The 18,766-nt window shown below is 60.2% G+C and carries 17 protein-coding genes; 5 read left to right on the forward strand and 12 right to left on the reverse strand.

Going from position 1 to position 18,766, the window contains the following annotated elements; genetic code table 11:
- Positions 1-45 precede the first annotated feature (45 nt).
- Positions 46-942 carry a UTP--glucose-1-phosphate uridylyltransferase gene (locus HUI96_RS08175; RefSeq protein ID WP_188254135.1) on the forward strand — a complete coding sequence of 299 codons (897 nt, stop codon included), beginning with the start codon at positions 46-48 and terminating at the stop codon, positions 940-942.
- 222 nt (positions 943-1,164) lie between these two features.
- Positions 1,165-3,462, forward strand: a complete 2,298-nt coding sequence (locus HUI96_RS08180) for a polysaccharide biosynthesis tyrosine autokinase (protein ID WP_237684014.1) — start codon at positions 1,165-1,167, stop codon at positions 3,460-3,462.
- 14 nt (positions 3,463-3,476) lie between these two features.
- On the opposite strand, the gene HUI96_RS08185 is transcribed toward HUI96_RS08180, so the two are convergent.
- On the reverse strand, positions 3,477-4,154 hold the full coding sequence (locus tag HUI96_RS08185; protein WP_425299206.1) for a metallophosphoesterase: 678 nt from the start codon (positions 4,152-4,154) through the stop codon (positions 3,477-3,479).
- Positions 4,155-4,550: 396 nt separating this feature from the next.
- Between HUI96_RS08185 and HUI96_RS08190 the strand changes: the two genes are divergently transcribed.
- Positions 4,551-5,693, forward strand: a complete 1,143-nt coding sequence (locus HUI96_RS08190) for an acyltransferase family protein (protein ID WP_337918157.1) — start codon at positions 4,551-4,553, stop codon at positions 5,691-5,693.
- A gap of 309 nt (positions 5,694-6,002) precedes the next feature.
- Here HUI96_RS08190 and HUI96_RS08195 read toward each other — a convergent pair whose 3' ends face one another.
- From HUI96_RS08195 to HUI96_RS08225, 7 genes are all read right to left on the reverse strand, one after another.
- Complete coding sequence (locus tag HUI96_RS08195; RefSeq protein ID WP_188254139.1) at positions 6,003-8,225, reverse strand: 3-hydroxyacyl-CoA dehydrogenase NAD-binding domain-containing protein; 2,223 nt, start codon at positions 8,223-8,225, stop codon at positions 6,003-6,005.
- Between the two features lie 174 nt (positions 8,226-8,399).
- Positions 8,400-9,608: an acetyl-CoA C-acetyltransferase gene (locus tag HUI96_RS08200; protein WP_188254140.1), complete on the reverse strand. Its 1,209-nt coding sequence runs from the start codon at positions 9,606-9,608 to the stop codon at positions 8,400-8,402.
- Between the two features lie 159 nt (positions 9,609-9,767).
- On the reverse strand, positions 9,768-10,940 hold the full coding sequence (locus tag HUI96_RS08205; RefSeq protein WP_188254141.1) for an acyl-CoA dehydrogenase family protein: 1,173 nt from the start codon (positions 10,938-10,940) through the stop codon (positions 9,768-9,770).
- Positions 10,937-11,392 (reverse strand): endonuclease domain-containing protein, encoded by a 456-nt coding sequence (locus HUI96_RS08210; RefSeq protein ID WP_188254142.1) that lies wholly within the window; start codon positions 11,390-11,392, stop codon positions 10,937-10,939. Before HUI96_RS08210 ends, HUI96_RS08205 begins: the two co-directional genes overlap by 4 nt.
- A gap of 118 nt (positions 11,393-11,510) precedes the next feature.
- On the reverse strand, positions 11,511-13,307 hold the full coding sequence (locus HUI96_RS08215; RefSeq protein WP_188254143.1) for an acyl-CoA dehydrogenase C-terminal domain-containing protein: 1,797 nt from the start codon (positions 13,305-13,307) through the stop codon (positions 11,511-11,513).
- Positions 13,308-13,512: 205 nt separating this feature from the next.
- The gene (locus tag HUI96_RS08220; protein ID WP_425299207.1) at positions 13,513-13,980 is read right to left on the reverse strand and encodes a MerR family transcriptional regulator; all 468 of its coding nucleotides are present in this window, start codon (positions 13,978-13,980) and stop codon (positions 13,513-13,515) included.
- 406 nt (positions 13,981-14,386) lie between these two features.
- Positions 14,387-14,614, reverse strand: a complete 228-nt coding sequence (locus HUI96_RS08225; protein WP_210320078.1) for a hypothetical protein — start codon at positions 14,612-14,614, stop codon at positions 14,387-14,389.
- Positions 14,615-14,817: 203 nt separating this feature from the next.
- Here HUI96_RS08225 and HUI96_RS08230 point away from each other — a divergent pair, with 203 nt between their 5' ends.
- Together HUI96_RS08230 and HUI96_RS08235 are read left to right on the forward strand one after the other, a co-directional pair.
- Positions 14,818-14,985, forward strand: coding sequence for a hypothetical protein (locus HUI96_RS08230; protein ID WP_188254146.1), 168 nt, complete (start codon positions 14,818-14,820; stop codon positions 14,983-14,985).
- A 264-nt stretch (positions 14,986-15,249) separates the two neighbouring features.
- A complete protein-coding gene (locus HUI96_RS08235) occupies positions 15,250-15,525 on the forward strand; it encodes a hypothetical protein (protein ID WP_188254147.1) in 276 nt (91 codons plus the stop codon).
- Between the two features lie 118 nt (positions 15,526-15,643).
- On the opposite strand, the gene HUI96_RS08240 is transcribed toward HUI96_RS08235, so the two are convergent.
- The 4 genes from HUI96_RS08240 to HUI96_RS08255 all read right to left on the reverse strand — a co-directional run bounded on the left by HUI96_RS08240 (position 15,644) and on the right by HUI96_RS08255 (position 18,624).
- Complete coding sequence (locus HUI96_RS08240) at positions 15,644-15,919, reverse strand: hypothetical protein (RefSeq protein ID WP_188254148.1); 276 nt, start codon at positions 15,917-15,919, stop codon at positions 15,644-15,646.
- Positions 15,920-15,967: 48 nt separating this feature from the next.
- Positions 15,968-16,591: a DUF4376 domain-containing protein gene (locus tag HUI96_RS08245; RefSeq protein WP_188254149.1), complete on the reverse strand. Its 624-nt coding sequence runs from the start codon at positions 16,589-16,591 to the stop codon at positions 15,968-15,970.
- Between the two features lie 401 nt (positions 16,592-16,992).
- Positions 16,993-17,157 (reverse strand): hypothetical protein, encoded by a 165-nt coding sequence (locus tag HUI96_RS08250; RefSeq protein WP_188254150.1) that lies wholly within the window; start codon positions 17,155-17,157, stop codon positions 16,993-16,995.
- Positions 17,158-17,301: 144 nt separating this feature from the next.
- On the reverse strand, positions 17,302-18,624 hold the full coding sequence (locus HUI96_RS08255) for a hypothetical protein (protein ID WP_188254151.1): 1,323 nt from the start codon (positions 18,622-18,624) through the stop codon (positions 17,302-17,304).
- Positions 18,625-18,766 lie beyond the last annotated feature (142 nt).

Genomic DNA, 18,766 nt, shown 5'->3' on the forward strand with positions numbered 1-18,766 from the left:
TCACGGAATTGGGCGGGGTGGCGCAATTACCATGAGGGATATGAGATGAACAAAGTCAGGAAAGCAGTGATCCCGGTTGCCGGCCTCGGAACGCGGTTCCTTCCGGCCACAAAGGCCATGCCGAAGGAAATGCTGACCGTGGTCGATCGTCCTGTCGTGCAATATGCCGTCGACGAGGCCCTGGAGGCGGGCATCGAGCACATCGTCTTCGTCACCGGGCGCAACAAGCACGTGATCGAGGATTATTTCGACATCCAGCCGGAACTACTCGACACACTGACCCAGTCGCGAAAGCACGCGCAACTCGAGACACTGCAGGCAATGCAGTTGCCGGCCGGAGCAGTGAGCTTCACGCGACAGCAGGCGCCGCACGGCCTCGGGCATGCGGTCTGGTGCGCCCGCGACCTCGTCGGCGACGAGCCCTTCGCCCTTCTTCTGCCGGATATGGTTTCTTTCGGGAAAAAGGGATGCCTCGCCGGCGTCATGGAGCTTTACGGGAAGACGGGCGGCAATGTCATTGCCGTCGAGCAGTGCGATCCGACCGAAACAAACAAATACGGCATCGTCGGCAAAGGCGAGGACGTCGGCTCGGGATTTGTCGTTACGGAGATGGTCGAAAAGCCGGCCCCCGCCGTCGCTCCGTCAAACTACTACATCAATGGCCGCTACATCCTGCAGCCGGAAGTGTTCGAGCTTCTTGGCACGCAGGAGCGCGGCGCGGGCAATGAGATCCAGTTGACCGATGCCATGAAGCGGCTTGCCCAAAGCCAGCAGTTCCATGCTCACCCGTTCGACGGGCGCATGTTCGACTGCGGCTCCAAGGAAGGCTTCATCCAGGCCAACGTGGCCTTCGCGCTTGCCCGTAGCGACATGCGCGATCTCGTCTTCGAGCCGATTGCCGAGATGGTGGCGGCAGTGGAACCTCGCGCCGAAGCGGCCTGAGCACGCATCACCTATGCCACAGCCGGACAGAGCGTCCGGCTGTGGAAACATGGGATCGGACGAACTTGCGTCACAGATGGCGCGGGAAACGCATTCTCGCCCCATACAAATGTTTGATGCCGCCTCGCGGCTCCTGACCAGCAGCCAAGAGAACAGAAGCGGCGATCGACGCCTGCGAGGATCATGCATCAAACCAGCTTTCCGCCGACCAGCCGACTGTCGATGACAACCGACGATGCAGATCGCTTCATCGACCTGGAGCGGCTGGCCGCGATCGCGATCCGGCAGGCGAGGGTCGCAGCGCTTTGCGCAGCGGTCGGTCTTGTGCTTGGCGCCCTCTATCTTGTGTTCACGCCAGCGGAATACACCGCCTCGACGCGCATCCTGCTTGACGACAGCCTCACCAAATTCGCCGAGGAGAAAGATGCGGCCCCGGTTCGGATGCAGGCGGATTCGATGATCTCGAGCGAGGTCGAGATCCTGAAATCCGCCCGTCTCGCTCGCGCCGTCGTGCTTGCCGAGAAGTTGCATGAGAACGAGGCATTCCTGAATCCGCCGCGCTCGCCGATCGGATGGATGAAGGATCAGATCAAGAGCATCGTCGGATTGTTTTCCTTCGGCCCGGCGCCATCGGCCGCTTCGGTCGAGAATGCCAAAATCGGAAAGGCCGTTGCGCTTCTGCAAAGCTCGATATCGGCCGAGCGGGCAGGGCGCAGCTATGTCATTGATGTCTCGTTCAGATCCAATGACCGCAAACTTGCCGGCGCAACTACGCGCGCCTATGCTGAGGCCTACCTTTCCGATCAGTTGGACGCCAATTTCGACGCCACCCAGCGTGCCACTATCTGGCTTCAAGGCCGCCTCGACGAATTGCGCGAAAGTTCACAGGCCGCGGCGCTAGAGGTCGCAAAGTTCCGCGCAGAAAACGGACTGACCGCGGCGCGCGGTGAGTTGATCTCGGAGCAGCAACTCTCCGACCTCAACAGCCAGTTGATTGTTGCGCAAGCCGACACCGCGAACGCGTTTGGCCGCTACAGTCAGTTCAAGTCGATCATCGACAGCGGTCCGGAGAACGCCGTCAGGAATGCGACGATCCCGTCCAATAGCGGCAACAGCGCCGTCATCAACGATCTCAAGGCCCGTTATCTCAACGTCTCCAAGCGCCAGCAGGAGATTGCCGCCCGCTTCGGCGAAGAGCATGCCCAGGCGGTTGCGCTGCGTCGCGAGCAGGCCGATCTTGAGAAACAGATTTTCCAGGAACTGAAGCAGATCACGGAAAGCTATCGCAACGAATACGAAGTCGCTAAGGCACGTGAGACCTCGTTGCGCGAAAATGTCGGCCACATGGCCGGCCAGAGTTCCGAAACCAGCGAGTCCATGGTGCAGTTACGCGCGCTGGAGCAGAGGTCCACCGCGCTGGCGACGCTCTACCAGACATTCCTGTCGCGCCACGAGGAAGCCTCGCAGCAACAATCGTTTCCCATCGCCAAGGCCCGCGTGATCTCCGAGGCCGGCGATCCGGTTTCGCCGTCGAGCCCGCGCAAATCGATGGTGCTGGGCCTGTCGCTGGTGCTAGGTCTCTTTGCCGGAGCGGGATTAGGTGCCTTGCAGGAATTCCGCGAGCGGTTCTTCCGCACCGGCGAAGATGTCCGCTCCGCACTCAACATCAACTTCCTTGGCTACCTGCCGATCGTGGGTACCCGCCTCACCACAGCAGCCAGCCCAGTTGCGGCTGGCCCGAATCCCGGAGACAGGCAGCCGCGAGACCAAAGCGGCTCTGTCACTCCGCGGATATTGCGGGTCGCCGTCAACGCACCGGCCTCCTCGTTTGCGGAAACGCTACGCAACGCCAAGGTCGCCAGCGACGTCGTCCTGCAGGACAGGCCCTCCAAGGTGATTGGTTTCGTCTCGTCGCTGCCGAGCGAGGGTAAGACCACAGTGGCTGCGAATTTCGCCGGCCTGCTCGCTTCCCAGGGCGCAAGAACGTTGCTGATCGACGGCGACCTCAGAAATCCCGGGCTGAGCCGCGGCCTGTCGCTGACGCCAGACAAGGGGCTGGTCGAAGCGATCGTCGGCGACCAACCCTGGCGAAGCACGGTGTTGGTCGACCGCTCGACGAAACTCGCAGTGATGCCGGCGGCTGTGCGTGGACGCCTATCGCACACGAGCGAACTCATATCGGGACCCGGGATGCGCGACCTGCTCAAGGACGCGCGCACGGCCTACGACTACATCATCGTCGACCTGCCGCCGCTCGGTCCGGTGGTCGACGCCAAGGCCTTCGCTCCTTTGGCTGACGGCTTCGTGATGGTGGCCGAATGGGGCGGGACGCCACGCGCGCTGGTTCGCGCCACGTTGCAGGCGGAACCGCAAATCGCGGCCAAGGTGCTCGGGATCATCCTCAACAAGACCGATATGAAGAAACTGGCCCGCTATGGGTCGTTTGGCGGCTCCGAGCAGTATCTCGACCGCTACTCCGCCTACTACGTCGATCAGGTGGGCATGGACGGGAAGGCGTGACGAATGCCGGCCCGTCAGTTGGTCAAATACAAACCTTTGTCCTGCCAGATTCGCAAGGCGGTCAATTTGCCGCCGAAGACCGCGCCGGTGTCGATGTTGACGCGCTTGTCTTCCAGTTTCGGCTCTGCAGTAGGCGTGTGGCCATGAACCACATACTTCTTGAGCTGAGCAGAGTGCTTGTAGAATTCCGATCGGATGAGCACCAGGTCGTCGTCCGTTTGCTGGGCGATGTCGAGTTCGGGACGGACGCCGGCATGCACGAAAATGAAGCGCGGCGCCTCGACCAGGATCGGCATAGATCTCAGGAAGGCCACATGTGGGGCCGGAATCGCCTTCCTGATCACCTCGTCGACCTGCCGGCTGGATCGGTAGACCTGGACGAGGCGCTCCTGGTCGATGCCGTAGGAATGCAACGTCGCGGCTGCGCCCATGCTCATCCAGTCCGCCAGCCCGAGCCGGCCGTCGATGTAATCGAGCATCATGACTTCGTGGTTTCCCGCGAGGCAGATGCGTTCAAACCCGGCGGGTGCGGGGGCGATCAGATGCTCAAGGACCTGCGACGATGCCGGTCCCCGATCGACATAATCGCCGAGCATGATGATCAGCTTGCGGGCCGGCAGATCCTTGCCATCCGCCACGATGGCGCGCTCCAGCGAAAGCAGTTCGTCGAGACAGCCATGGACATCGCCCACCGCGTAGATGGCGACGCCGGCGGTATCGAGTCTCAGTCGCGCCCTGCGTTCCCTGTCCGCATGCCTGCGCAGGCCCAGAAGGCCAGCCAGTTTTCTCATCAAAGGCTCTTGCAATTCCTGTACGCGGCCGGGTTCGGTCGATGGCTTCCTGTTAGACGTGGTTGCATATTGTGAACCGGCGACAGGAGTAAATGCCGCTTCTTTCACATTTGGTCCATCTCCACAATCTACCACGCGTTCTGCGTGTGGCCGCACAAGCCGGTTGTCGGCTGGCCCCGCTTTGCGACGGGCATATGAGACGTGCCCACCTCTCGCGCCCCGTCCTTCCCTGCTCGAAAAGTGACATTTGTCACGGTGCCGGGAACGCCTAGCCGATCAGTTGTTGAGGAGATGCATGTGACAAAAAGCGCTTATTCCCTTGCGCCAAACGACTCCGTAGCGCCGGTCGCGAAAGAGGTATCGGAGCGCATCAAGATCGCGCGCACGCTCTGCATCTTCTTCATGACCTTCGTCCACGTCCAGCCGGGCATCGCCGAGAACGTCTATGACCGCGATGCCGGTTTCTTCGACATCGTCTACTTCATCCTGACGCGGCTGATGGGACTGAGTTCCGTTTCCCTGCTCAGCATCGTCTCCGGCTATTTCATCGTTTCGAGCCTGCTCAAGGCCGGGGCAAGCCCGTTATTCGCCTCCAAGTTCAAGACGCTCGTGGTGCCCCTGGTCGCCTGGAACGTCCTGATGCTGGCGCTCCTTGCGGCCTACGGCGTCATGTCCGGCAACTGGCAGGACTTCCCTGAACTCAACGTAGGCGGCCTCGCCAATGCACTTTTTGCCGTCACCGAATGGCCGCTCGTCGTCCCGCTATGGTTCTTGCGGGACCTGTTCGTCTGCTGCCTGTTCGCGCCGCTTCTCTATCTGGGGCTGCGCCGCCTTCCAGTCGCGACCATTCTGCTGCTGGTCGCCTTCACGCTATTCGGCGAAGACCTCTACATCCTGCAACGACCCCAGCTCATGCTGTTCTTCGGGCTCGGCATGTGGCTGCGTATCGGCCGCTTCAGCGGAGAGGCGATCGACCGCGTTGCAACGTTTCTCGCCATCGGCCTCGTCGTCATGGCAGCGATTTTCCTGACGATCCGCATTGAGCGCATATTGCTTTCGGAAATGGACGAAACGCTGCGGCTGACGCTCGACACGCTGCTGCGCGTGACGATGGCGGCGGGCTTCTGGAAACTGACCGAACTCATCCGGCGATCTGCGCTGTCCGAACTCTTCACGCGTTTCGAGCCATACGCATTCTTCCTGTTCTGCAGCCACGCGATCCTGTTCAACTTCGCCGGCATCGTCTTCCGGCGCGCCTTCGGCAACTACGGTTCGGATCTGTTCCCGATCACCTTCTTCGTGCTGCCCTGCCTTGCCGTCATCGCGGCAATCATCGGGCTGAGCGTGGCAAATCGCTCCGCGATCCTCGTTTTCCTGTTCAATGCCGGCCATCGCCTTCGGACCCGTCCAGTGGCCACGATGGAAAGGGCATCAGCTTAGGTTTGCAACGTCATGGCAATCAGGGAATCCGAGTGGGTCTTCGGCCGAAGGTGCTCCGAACGGAGCACAGGGCTGCCAAATGTTGGCAGCTTCGCCCCAGCCATGACGGGCAGGCTCGGCTCGTCGGACGACCAGCGCCAGGCGTGACGCCGATGGCGCTTTCGCTCAGCCGAGTTGCGCGAGCAGGTGGCCCAACTGAGCGAACGCTTGGCCTTGCCGCGTCGGCTCCAAGTCGGAGAGAGAAGAGCCGACGTCCCGGCGGTTTCTCCTCCTCCGTGCGAGTGGAGAAGGTGCTCCGGCAGGGAAGCGTTACGCCGCCTTCTTCTCCGCGGCTTTTCGGTAGGGATCGAAGCGCTGGTAGAAGGTCTCCCCCTTCTCCGCCATGTCTATGACCAGTTTCGGCGCCTTGAACTGGTCGCCGAACTTCTTGCGAAGCGACTTGGCCAGAGCCACGAACCGCTCCACGCCCATGCCGTCGATGTAGGAGAGCGTGCCGCCGGTGAAGGGCGCGAAGCCGAAGGCGAGAATCGAGCCGACATCCGCCTCGCGCGGATCGGTCACGATGCCCTCCTCCATGACGCGCGCCGCCTCCAGAGCGATGGTGACGAGGAAGCGCTGCTTGAGCTCCTCGACATCCACTTCTTCGGGCCGCTTCTGCGGATAAAGGTCCTTCAGGCCCGGCCACAGCTTCTTCTTCGCCGGCTTGGCGGGATAATCGTAAAAGCCCTTGGCGTTCTTGCGACCGTGGCGGCCGTGCGTGTCGACCATCGTGTCGATCAGCGCCATCTGGGCCGGATCGACGGCCTTGTCGCCCAGATCGCGCTTGGTCTGGCGCATGATCTTCTGCGCCAGATCGATCGCCGTCTCGTCGGTGAGCGCCAGCGGGCCGACCGGCATGCCGGCCATCCTCGCCGCGTTCTCGATCATCGGCGCAGGCACGCCCTCGATCAGCATGCGGTAGGCTTCCGACATGTAGCGCAGCACGCAGCGGTTCACGTAGAAGCCGCGCGTGTCGTTGACGACGATCGGCGTCTTGCCGATGGCGCGCACGTAATCCATCGCGGTCGCCAGCGCCTTGTCGCCCGTCTTCTTGCCGAGGATGATCTCGACCAGCATCATGCGGTCCACCGGCGAGAAGAAGTGGATGCCGATGAACTGCTCCGGCCGCTTCGAGTTCTTCGCCAGCGCGGTGATTGGAATGGTCGAGGTGTTGGAGGCGAAGATCCCCGCCTCGGGCAGAACCGCCTCGGCCTTCTCGGTCGCCGCCTTCTTCACCTCCGAATCCTCGAACACCGCCTCGATGACCAGATCGCAGCCTTGCAGGAGCGCGTAGTCGTCGGTCGGCGTGATCAGCGACAAGAGCGCGTCCTTGTCCTCGGGCTTGGCCCTGCCCTTCTTGACGGCGTCGGAGATCAGGCTTTCTGAATGCGCCTTGCCCTTTTCGGCCGAGGGCATGTCGCGGTCGAGCAGCACCACCGGGATGCCGGCCTTGGCGGTCACATAGGCGATGCCGGCGCCCATGAAGCCGGCGCCGAGCACGCCGATCTTGCTGAACTTCACCGGCTCGACGCCCTGCGGGCGGCGGGCGCCCTTGTTCAGTTCCTGCAGCGAAACGAAGAGCGAGCGGATCATCATCGCCGCCTCGGTCGTCTGCATGATCTCGGTGAAGTAGCGCTGCTCGATCCTGAGCGCGGTATCGAACGGCACCAGCAGCCCTTCGTAGACGCATTTCAGGATCGCGGCCGCGGCCGGATAGTTGCCGTAGGTCTCGCGGCGCAGGATGGCGATCGCCGGCGGCCAAAGCATCGCGCCGGCGGCGGAATAGACCGGACCGCCAGGGATCTTGAAGCCTTTCTCGTCCCAGGGCTGCACCGGCTTCAGGCCGGCGGCGATCATCGCCTTGGCGGCGTCGATCAGTTTCCCGGGTTCGACGACCTCATGGACCAGGCCCATCTGCTTGGCGCGCTTCGGCGTCAGCGTCTTTCCGGTCGTCAGCATTTCGAGGGCGGCCTGGGTGTCAGCCAAGCGCGGCACGCGCTGGGTACCCCCGGCGCCCGGGAAGATGCCGACCTTCACCTCAGGCAGGGCCAGCTTCACCTTGTCGCCGTCGGCCACGACCCGGCCATGGCAGGCGAGCGACAGCTCAAAAGCGCCGCCCATGCAGGTGCCGTTGATCGCGGCGACCCACGGCTTGCCGCTCGTCTCCAGCTTGCGCCAGAGCCAGGTCATGCGGCCGGCGCCATCGAACAGCATCTTGGCCGCCTTTTCGGGGTCGCGCGCCTTCTCGGTATGGAAGCGGCCGAGATGGCTCTTCAGCATGTTGAGGTCGGCGCCGCCCGAAAAGCTGTCCTTGCCGGAGGTGATCACCGCGCCCTTGATCGCGCCATCGGCAACCACCCGGTCGATGATCCTGTCGAACTCGTCCATCACCTCCTCGGTGAAGACGTTCATCGAGCGGTCGGGCATGTTCCAGGTGACCAGCGCGATGCTGTCCGCGTCGGTCTCGACGGTGAAGTTCTTATATTCGGCCATTGGAGTTCCTCGGCGGGGCTACCCCTCCCCCTTGAGGGGAGGGTGACCCGCGAAGCGGGTCGGGTGGGGTAATCTCAACTGCCTCGGCCTGGGATGGCGCCGGCGCACTGCCGCTCCGACCCCTCCCGGCCGCTACGCGGCCACCCTCCCCTCAAGGGGGAGGGGAAACTCGCGCTACACTCTCTCGATAATCGTCGCGGTACCCATGCCGGCGCCGATGCACAGCGTCACCAGCGCGGTGTTGAGGTCGCGCCGCTCCAATTCGTCCAGCACCGTGCCGAAGATCATCGCGCCGGTGGCACCCAGCGGATGACCCATCGCGATGGCGCCGCCATTGACGTTGATCCTGTCCTTGTCGATGTCGAAGGCCTGGATGTAGCGCAGCACGACGCTGGCGAAGGCCTCGTTGAGCTCAAACAGGTCGATGTCCGAGAGCTTCATCTTGGCGCGCTTCAGGAGTTTTTCGGTCACGTCAACCGGGCCGGTCAGCATGATCGCCGGCTCCGAGCCGATATTGGCGAAGGCCCTTATACGCGCCCGAGGCTTCAGGCCCATCGCCTTGCCGGCCTTCTTGGAGCCCAGCAGCACGGCGGCCGCTCCGTCCACGATGCCGGAAGAATTGCCGGCATGGTGGACGTGGTTGATCTCCTCCAACTCCGGATAGCGCTGCACGGCGACCGCATCGAAGCCGCCCATCTCGCCGGGCATGACGAAGGAAGCATTGAGAGAGGCGAGCGACTGCATGTCGGTGCCCGGCCGCATGTGCTCGTCGCGGTCGAGGATGGTGAGGCCGTTCTGATCCTTCACCGGGATGACGGAATTCTTGAAGTAGCCCTTCTCCCACGCCTTGGCGGCGCGTTTCTGGCTCTCCACCGCATAGGCGTCGACGTCGTCTCGCGAAAAGCCGTGTTTGGTGGCGATCAGGTCGGCCGACACGCCCTGCGGCATGAACCAGCCGGGCAGGCCGACCGAGGGGTCCATGAACCAGGCGCCCCCCGACATGCCCATGCCGACGCGCGACATGGATTCCACGCCCCCGGCGATTACGATGTCGTCCGAGCCCTGCACGATCTTGGCGGCGCCGAGATTGATCGCGTCCAGCCCCGAGGCGCAGAAGCGCGAGATCTGCATGCCCGGCGCCCTGGTGTCATAGCCGGCCTCGAAGGCGGCCGAACGCGGGATCACCGAACCGGCCTCGCCGACCGGATCGACGCATCCGAAGATGATGTCATCGACCTGGGCGGTATCGAGGCCGTTGCGGTCGCGGATCGCCTCCAGCACCTTGGCGCCGAGGCGCACCGCCGGCACCTCGTGCAGCGCGCCGTCCTTCTTGCCGCGCCCGCGCGGCGTGCGTACGGCGTCATAGACATAGGCCTCGGGCATGGTGGTCTCCTTCAATGGAAGGTAACGGCACGATAGCCGCTGCCCTCGCTACGTTGTCGACCCCCACTCCGTCTCGCTTCTCTCGACACCTCTCCCCCGCTCGACGGGGGAGAGGTGGCCGCGAAGCGGCCCGAGTGGGGGGCTTGCTTTACCTGTGTCCTACAAACTCCTGGCGATCAGAAGCTTCATGATCTCGTTGGTGCCGCCGTAGATGCGCTGCACGCGCGCATCGCGATACATGCGGGCAATCGGGTATTCGTTCATATAGCCGTAGCCGCCGAAGAGTTGCAGGCACTCGTCCACGATCTTGCACTGGAGATCGCTCAGCCACGACTTGGCCATCGAGGCGGTCACCGTGTCGAGACCTCCGGAGATGTGGCGCGCGACGCAATCGTTGTAGAAGACGCGGCCGATCGTGGCTTCGGTCTTCATTTCAGCGAGCTTGAACTGGGTGTTCTGGAAATCGAGGATCGGACGGCCGAATGCCTGTCGCTCCTTGACGTAGTCGATGGTGACGGCGAGCGCCCGCTCGATCATGGCGATCGCCTGGCCGGCGATCAGCAGGCGCTCCTGCGGCAGTTGCTGCATGAGTTGCACGAAGCCCTGCCCCTCCTCGGTCCCCAGCAGGTTGGCGGTGGGCACGCGCAGGTCGTTGAAGAACAGTTCAGAGGTGTCGTTCGCCTTCAGCCCGATCTTGTCGAGGTTGCGCCCACGCTCGAAACCTTGCGCGCCGTCCGTCTCGACCACGATCAGCGAGACACCCTTGGCGCCTTGCGCGGGATCGGTCTTGGTGACGACGATGATCAGGTTGGCGTGCTGGCCGTTGGTGATGAAGGTCTTCGAGCCGTTGATGCGGTACTGGTTGCCATCCTTCTCCGCGCGGGTCTTCACGCCCTGAAGGTCCGACCCAGCGCCCGGCTCGGTCATGGCGATGGCGCCGATCAGTTCGCCCGTCGCGAGCCGCGGCAGCCAATTGCGCTTCTGCTCCTCGGACCCGTAGTGGAGGATGTAAGGGGCGACGATGGCGTTGTGCAGCACGATGCCGAAGCCGTCGACGCCTACATGGCCGATTGCCTCTATGATCGCGCTCTCATGGGCGTAAGTACCGCCGGAGCCGCCGTACTCCTCGGGCATGGAGGCGCAGAGCAGGCCCGCGGCGCCGGCCTTCTCCCAGGCGGAGCGGTCGACAATCTCGTTCTTCTCGTAGGTCTCGTAATGCGGCGCGATCTCGTCGGTCATGAACCGGCGAGCCATGTCATAGAGCATGGCGACGTCGGCGGCGGCCCAAGCCGGCTTCGGGGTGCCGAGGATGGTGGCGGGATCGGAGGTCATATCTTTCCTCCACCGGAAGAGGCCGCGGCGCCGACGTCCCCCTCCCCCTTGAGGGGAGGGTGGCCGCGCAGCGGCCGGGAGGGGTCGGCGACGAGACGCTCGGCCTTCTCCTTCACCAGTTGAGCGACGTGCCACGCGCTGTGCATCACATCCGGCTCGTCGATCCGAAGAACGATGAATCCCAACGACCTCAAATAGAGGTCGCGGTTGAGATCATGTCGCTCGCCCGCCTCAGTCTCGTGTCCATCGCCATCGACCTCAACGACCAGCCTGGCGGACGGACAGACGAAGTCCACAATGTACGGTCCGATCGGCTGCTGCCTTCGAAATACCAGACCCTCAGCGCGGAATGCTCGGAGTTCGTACCAGAGGAGCGACTCAGCCTTGGTCGCATGAAGGCGTGGCGAACGCGCCTTCTGCCGCATTTCGAAGCTGACGCGGGTACGAGGCATGGAATTCACCCTCCCAACGTTTTGGGCCAGACAAGGTCGGCGTGCGGCCGCGCGCACCCCTCCCGGCCGCTTCGCGGCCACCCTCCCCTCAAGGGGGAGGGGGACGCTGCCGCGCACTTTAAAACGCCTCCGCGGGCAGCGCCATCATGGTGTCGGCGCCGGTCGAGATGCGGGCGAGGTGGGCACCTGTCTCGGGCATGACCCGCTCCATGAAGTACCGTCCGGTGACGATCTTGTGCTCGTAGAAGGAAGCCACCTCGCCCGCGCCGTTCGCCAGCTTCTCTTGCGCGGCCTTTACCATCAGGCCCCACATATACCCCAGAGAGACGAGGCCGAAGAGATGTATGTAGTCGGTCGAGGCCGCGCCCGCGTTCTCGGGCTTCTGCATCGCATTCTGCATCAGCCAGAGCGTTGCCGCCTGAAGGTCGTTGAGCCCCTTTTTCAGCGCTTTGGTGAACGGGGCCATCCTGTCGTCGGAGCGCCCCCCCTCGCAGAACTCGCCCACTTCCTTGAAGAAGGCCTGGACGGCGCGGCCGCCGTTCAAAGCGAGCTTGCGGCCGACGAGGTCGAGCGCCTGGATGCCGTTGGCGCCCTCGTAGATCATGGCGATGCGCGCATCGCGCACGAACTGGCTCATTCCGTGCTCTTCGATATAGCCGTGGCCGCCAAAGACCTGCTGCGCCATGACTGCGTGCTCGAATCCCTTGTCGGTGAGCACGCCCTTCACGATCGGAGTCATGAGGCCGAGGAGATCGTCGGCAATTTGGCGCTCCTGCTCGTCGGGTGAGCGATGGACGATGTCGGAATGGAGCGCCGTCCAGAGGATCAGGGCGCGGCCGGCCTCGTTGAACGACTTCATGGTCATGAGGGCGCGGCGCACGTCGGGGTGCACGATGATCGGGTCGGCCTTCTTCTCGGGTGCCTTCGCTCCGGACAGAGAGCGGCCCTGCAGGCGCTCCTTCGCGTAGGCGACCGCATTCTGGTAGGCGATCTCGGCGATCGACAGGCCCTGCAGGCCGACGCCGAGGCGCGCCTCGTTCATCATGGTGAACATGGCCTTGAGCCCGGCATTCTCGCCGCCGATCAGGTACCCGACCGCCTCGTCAAAATTCATCACGCAGGTGGCGTTGCCATGGATGCCCATCTTCTCCTCGATGGAGCCGCACGAGACGCCATTGGGCTTGCCGGGATTTCGGTCCGTGTCAGGGATGAACTTCGGCACGATGAAGAGCGAGATACCCTTGGTCCCCTCTGGCGCACCTTCGATCCGCGCCAGCACCAGATGGATGATGTTCTCGGCCATGTCGTGCTCGCCAGCGGAGATGAAGATTTTTTGGCCGGATATCCGGTAAGTGCCATCTCCTACGGGGATCGCCTTGGTGCGGAGAAGGCCCAGATCCGTGCCGCAATGCGGCTCGGTGAGGTTCATCGTGCCGGTCCAGGTGCCGGCGACCATCTTCGGCAGATAGGTCTGCTTCTGCTCGTCCGTGCCATGCGTGATGATGGCGGCAATGGCGCCCTGGGTCAGCCCGGCATACATCATCAGCGACATGTTCGCCGACACCATGTACTCGGAAACCGCATTGTGCAGGCAGTAGGGCAGCCCCTGGCCACCGAACTCCTCAGGTGCTGCCAGCCCCATCCATCCGGCTTCGTTGTACTGGTCGAATGCCTCTTTGAACCCCTTCGGGGTGGCGACCGAGCCATCCTCGCTGCGCAAGCAGCCTTCGATATCTCCGACCCGGTTCAGCGGCAGCATCACCGCCTCGGCCAGCTTGGCGCCCTCGCCAAGGATCGCCTCGACGACGTCCAGAGTTCCATCGGAAAAGCCGGGAAGATTGCTGTAGCGCTCATATCCGAGCACTTCGCGAAGCACGAAAAGCGTATCCGCGACCGGAGCCTGGTATGTCGGCATGCTTCCTCCTGGACGGCCCGTCGACAGACGCTAACATGTGCGACGGCCAGAGTGGACGATCACGAGCAACCAATAATTGACGTTTGCGTAAACGTCAATTCCGGCGCGCCGGTTCCTCAGCCTCAAAGCACAAGGGCGGCGGACCTTTCGGCCCACCGCCCTTCGCTTGTATCCTTCAGAGAAAAACCGGCCTTGCGGCCGTCCGTCAGCCGGGATTCGACGAAGCGACCGTCCGCTCCGAAAGCCTGCGGCGGACCTCCGTCATCAGTTTGTTCAATTCTGCGATCGCCTCGTCGATTGCGGTGCGCTGCTTCTGCAGCCGGCCGAGCTGTTTTTCCGACTTGTCGAGAGTGAGGCGCAGTTGTTTCGCGTTGGAACCGGTCGGGTCGTAGAGGTCGATCATCTGCTTCACCTCGCGAAGAGAGAAGCCGAGCTTGCGGCCGAGCAGGACCAGCTTCAGCCTGGCGCGGTCGCGCCGCGTATAGAGCCGAGCGCTGCCTTCACGGATCGGGCTGAGCAGGCCCTTGTCCTCGTAGAAGCGCAGGGCGCGGAGCGTCACGTCGAACGCCTTCGCCATGTCGCCGATCTTCATCAGGTTGTCTTCGCCGTCCGTGCCTTCCGACAAGGCAACAAATTCTTCACCGGCAGCGTCGCCGGCTCTCAAGGGTTTCATCATTTTTCTGTTTTTCCCTATGCGCACCCACAAGCCGGATGCTGGAATGGCTGGCCCCAGAGCAGCGGCCACCCGCGGTTTGCTTTTAACGCCTCAGTTCAAATCGCCTCAAGCGTGCTCGTTATTGGGGCCGGCTATAACCGCCATTCCCCAAGGTCGCAACCATCCCAAAGTTGAGGCCTGTGCGACTGGTAGCCGCGACCCACGCCGGAAATCCAAACGAGAAGTTAAGCTTAGTTAACGGGTTATTTACGCTAAACGTTGATTACAAAGGGAAATCCGCTGAACGTATAAAAACGGCGTTTTAGCAAGGCATTGGAATCGCAGCGGAATCCGTAAAAACGCTGCGCATAAAAAAGGAGGGGTCGATGCCCCTCCTTTTTCGTCTCTGCTGACCCGTTTTTCGTCAGCCTTTGGCACCGAGTCTCTTCCGGATTTTGTAGACGTATGTGCGGGCATTTTGCTCGGTGATGTCGAACTTTTTCGCGGTCTGTTTCACGAAGTCCGCGATCGTGGTCTCCTGCGGCTTCGCATCTACCTCTTTGTAAAATTTCTCGATCTCATCGATGCGGCTGACTCTGCTCGAAACGATTGGCATTACCTTCTCCCTTTCAGAAACTTTGGTCGAACCCATCTTCCATCCGAATCCCCCTGTCAAGGAAATTCCATCACGGTTTTAGGCTAACTCGGGTTAGCAGTAAACTCATTGGGGGCTTCGAACTGCTGATTTGTTCGTTAGCTGTTTTCTTCGTTTCTTGCGTTGGCTTCGTTTACCCACAACCCGTTTTCAGCTATGGTGCAACCGTAAGCTGTATGCTTTGATGGGGATGCACACCTATGTCTCGTGAGAAAGAACTGGAAGAAATGGTCGAGAGCCTGAAGCTGAAGAACTGGATGCTGGATCAGGTTCTCACCAAGATCGAGAACGAACTGATCAACAACCGCCGTCCGTATCTGTCGAAGCGGTGGTCTCGGGAGATTGAGGAGGCGCGATCCATTAAGTGAACAAACCACGAACGGGAATGGCTACTAAATATCTGGAAGAGGATGGGATGATCCGTCCTCTCCAAACCGCATGGAGGAATTGAAATGGGATTCACGCAAAGACAACAGCAGGTGCTGGTCGCGATAATTTGGGCGATCTGCCTGACGGGAGCGCTCGCGACCGGTGGCTTCTTCTAAGTTCGACAAAGACAAACGGGGAGCCTTGCGCTCCCTCATTTTTCATCCAATAGGAAGATCCATAGAAAGGGAGTGGGAGGCGAAGAAATGGGACAGATTTTAGGGGCGGCTGTATCGGCGGCGCTTTTTGGAGCGCTCATCGCATGGGTTCTACGGAAAGTGATGACGAACGTCACACTGCGGCAGTCTTATGCGTTGGGCGTGATCCTGATGGTTTTCATCGCCCCAGCTTTATATGTGGTGGGTTCTGATGGAGCTCTTAACTACGGTCAGGCTTGGATCATATATGCCATCGGTGGCGTGATCGGGTATGGTATCCTCCACGTCACAGCGAGGAAGCCACGAGACAACGCACCAGTCTGAAGATCGACATACAGCGACAGACTAAAAAGGGAGCCTCTGTGCTCCCTCTTTTTTCATCCAAAGTCCCCTGCCCTAGCCGAGACTCCGAACGCTTGTCAGTGAGGCTGAAATCGGCCTGTCAGTCCCTTCTGATCAGCAAGCTATAGAAGTTGTCGAGTCTCGTTGAGATGCTTTTTAGCACGTCAAGGACCTGATCGATTCGAACATCGAGGTTGTCTTTGGTGGCGAACGTCTCTGATGCCTTCACCTTGAAGTCGTTCAACTCTTTTCTCGTATCATCGTTCAAATCTCTCACACCCTGAACCTGTGAGCTAACCCATTTGAAGATACCTAAAAATGCGCCCGCGAACGTGATCAAGAATCCAATGATGTAAAAGATTTTGTCGTATTCCATTGGAGGTTGTTCCCTCTCTTATTGTTATTTGTTGATTGGTAGCTCGTATCACACTGAAGGCCAGTGCTTGTCGTCTCGATAATCCAGCGGAACCGGACCCATATCCTTGAGTGCTCTCGCAGCGAACACATGAGCCTTTTCCCACGCAGCCGCTGCTTGTCCAAGCTCGAACACCTGATGGCAATCGAGTAGCATTGTGGTGTTGTCTTTCACGATCCAGCTGAATGGCAAACCGCCAGCGTCAATCTCGGCCTGTGTCAGATGCCAGTGGTAATCGCCGGGCAATTTCCCCTGCGTGATAGCCGCAAGAGCTAGCGTTCCTGCTCCGCTGATACGACGGTTCGAAAGCGTGTCGTTGTCGAACATTTTCCCATTGAACCTGAACCCTTGTTCGATACGTCTTAAAGCTTCCGCATTGACCTCCTCGGAGGTCACGGTCGCATCAACCAGCGTATGAACATACTTCACCACGCCATTGACACGTGCTGGATGGGTCAGTGTTGCCACTTTTCCAGCTGGAATCGGATCGGGTTCAACAGGGCGATAGAGGCCGATTGCCTCAAGATCCTCGTCTGACCAGAATTCTTCAATATTCATTGGATGACGCACGTCACCGACTGGCTCACCAACCCACTGCAAAAATTGACCTTCTACTTCTTTAAACAAAGGCATTAATTAACTCCATGTAAATACGATTCTACCATTGCCACCAAGACCACCGTTCTGACCAGTAGTGGCAACTCTAGCGCCAACAACTGCTGTTTCTGCTGTTCCGGGAACGGGAGCTCCCGCTGCACCAATTGTATATGTTCTTTTCACATATCCACCGCCGCCACCACCTTTGCCACCCTTACCAATGTCATTGATCCCGTTATTGAACTTATAAACTGAGCCACCCCCACCGCCTCCGGGTGAAGCTCCATCATTGCCGCCTACACCTCCGTTCGCAGTTCTGCTAATTTGCGCACCACCGGCGCCACCGTTTGGTGAATCACCACCTTTACCGCCAATCGCAGGATCAGGACTTCCGCCCGCAGTTCTGCTATAATCACTTCCGTTGGCACCAGTACCACCTACCGTATTTGTAGTTCCTCCGGTCGCAGTACCTCCGGCACCACCGGATGTGTTTCCAAGTCCACCTTGGCCACCACCAGCAACCATGCCTTTGAAAGTTGTATTACCACCGTTAGCACCTGGAAAATCGTTACCTGTGCTTCCACCAATGGATGTTCCTTCACCACCGGCTCCCCACATCTCGACTGTGAGCGTGTTGTACTTCGGGACGGACCACGAATAAGTGCCGGGTGACGTATAGGATTGAGAACCGGGTGCGACACCGTTAACAGCGCCAACTACCCTTACAGCAAGAGACCCCGGAACCATTACGCCAATCCTCTTGCGATGGTCGCGTAAATGGTTGTTGAGTTATAGACCTGATAGAACAAGAAGTTGAGCGCGCTTGCGCTGGTTGTTAGAGTTGGTGTTACACCATTCTCGAATTTCCAAGATGTACCGAATGAAAGCGTTCTGCCTCCCGTTGCATCTTGAATGATGCGAATAAAGCCGGATTGACCGTTCGTTGTTCCAGTTGGGTTTGCCAACGTACAGTTGCCAGTCAGCGTCATTGTGCCATTGATAAGCGTGGCGAAATCAATAGCTACTGAAGCTGCATACGGAATTGTCACGATACCAGCCGCAGACCAAACACCATTGACGCCCAAAATTGCGTTAGTGTTATTGCGGATTTCCGCAGCAGTAGCCAAAGTCACATCGTGAGTGTGGCTTGTTGTAGTTACAGCGTTTGTGGTTGCGTGAGTCAGTGAACTAGGTGTACCGAGTGTGACTGTTCTAGTTGCAGCAAGAGTGCCACCACCTGACAAACCATTACCAGCTGTGATTGATGTGGCTGATTTAGCTAATCCACTATCATTGCCTGTGTGGTAAACATCGTAACCAGTTGATCCTACAACGAACCCGAGACCGTCCGAAGCCAAACCAGAATTGCGCAGAACCAAGGTAAGGTTTGTGGCTGCTTGCTCATTAACAAGCTTCAGACCGTTCGATGTTGCTGAGCCGTCCTGTGATTGGAAATAACCCTGTCTGGTTCCTGCCGTGTAGAACGAGATATATGGATCGTTGCCGGTTGTTGGCGCGTCAAGACGGATAGCTTCACTTGTAGACGTGAGATTCAGACGAAGCCCGAGATCAAGGGTTGAAGTTGACAGCGTCATTCTGTTGACACCGCCTGTGGTGAAGCCAATTTGGTCGGCACCAGCGGCCCACATTCCGGTGTTGGGGTCGCTTGTCCATGTAAAGGACGGAGCCGCTGCGGAATCGGCGTCGTTGCCATTGAACTTGGCGAAGTCTGCGATGCCACTACCAGTGATATTGGTGAACCCAGTGTAAGCACCAGCAATACGAGCACTTGGGACTGTACCAGAAGTCAAATTGGTTGCGTTCAAAGCCGTCAGTGAAGTACCAACGCCTGAGAACGATGCACCAGTGACAGCACCACTGAATGTTCCGGTTGTGCCGGAGTAGCCAACTGTAGAAGTCAGTGCAGTGGTTGAAAGAGTGAGGCGATTTGTGCCGCCTGTGCTGAAGCCGATGGAGTCAGCAGCCGCATTCCAAATTCCGGTGTTGGTATCCCCTGTCCAAGAGAACCCCGGAGCGGTCGCAGCGTCGGTGTTGATTGCTCGGAACACACCGTTTGTGGAGACGCTTCCGGTGGCTGTTAGCGCACCTGTGACTGTCAGTGCACCGCCAACGTTGTCAATCGGCGCGCAAAACTGACCCCTGATCGGCGTCCAATTTTGACCCCCTTATTGTAGGGCGACGGTGAGCGCC

Origin of the sequence: Pseudaminobacter soli (ex Zhang et al. 2022), assembly GCF_014595955.1 — a bacterium.
Taxonomy (GTDB): domain Bacteria; phylum Pseudomonadota; class Alphaproteobacteria; order Rhizobiales; family Rhizobiaceae; genus Kumtagia; species Kumtagia pseudosoli.

What these genes read in the sequence shown, in the direction of transcription:
- HUI96_RS08200 (WP_188254140.1), bottom strand. Translation starts at nt 9,608, where the DNA reads ATGCCCGAGGCCTATGTCTATGACGCCGTACGCACGCCGCGCGGGCGC.
- HUI96_RS08235 (WP_188254147.1), top strand. Translation starts at nt 15,250, where the DNA reads ATGGGACAGATTTTAGGGGCGGCTGTATCGGCGGCGCTTTTTGGAGCG.
- HUI96_RS08205 (WP_188254141.1), bottom strand. Translation starts at nt 10,940, where the DNA reads ATGACCTCCGATCCCGCCACCATCCTCGGCACCCCGAAGCCGGCTTGG.
- HUI96_RS08225 (WP_210320078.1), bottom strand. Translation starts at nt 14,614, where the DNA reads ATGGGTTCGACCAAAGTTTCTGAAAGGGAGAAGGTAATGCCAATCGTT.
- HUI96_RS08220 (WP_425299207.1), bottom strand. Translation starts at nt 13,980, where the DNA reads ATGAAACCCTTGAGAGCCGGCGACGCTGCCGGTGAAGAATTTGTTGCC.
- HUI96_RS08195 (WP_188254139.1), bottom strand. Translation starts at nt 8,225, where the DNA reads ATGGCCGAATATAAGAACTTCACCGTCGAGACCGACGCGGACAGCATC.
- HUI96_RS08245 (WP_188254149.1), bottom strand. Translation starts at nt 16,591, where the DNA reads ATGCCTTTGTTTAAAGAAGTAGAAGGTCAATTTTTGCAGTGGGTTGGT.
- HUI96_RS08180 (WP_237684014.1), top strand. Translation starts at nt 1,165, where the DNA reads ATGACAACCGACGATGCAGATCGCTTCATCGACCTGGAGCGGCTGGCC.
- HUI96_RS08230 (WP_188254146.1), top strand. Translation starts at nt 14,818, where the DNA reads ATGTCTCGTGAGAAAGAACTGGAAGAAATGGTCGAGAGCCTGAAGCTG.
- HUI96_RS08175 (WP_188254135.1), top strand. Translation starts at nt 46, where the DNA reads ATGAACAAAGTCAGGAAAGCAGTGATCCCGGTTGCCGGCCTCGGAACG.
- HUI96_RS08210 (WP_188254142.1), bottom strand. Translation starts at nt 11,392, where the DNA reads ATGCCTCGTACCCGCGTCAGCTTCGAAATGCGGCAGAAGGCGCGTTCG.
- HUI96_RS08215 (WP_188254143.1), bottom strand. Translation starts at nt 13,307, where the DNA reads ATGCCGACATACCAGGCTCCGGTCGCGGATACGCTTTTCGTGCTTCGC.
- HUI96_RS08240 (WP_188254148.1), bottom strand. Translation starts at nt 15,919, where the DNA reads ATGGAATACGACAAAATCTTTTACATCATTGGATTCTTGATCACGTTC.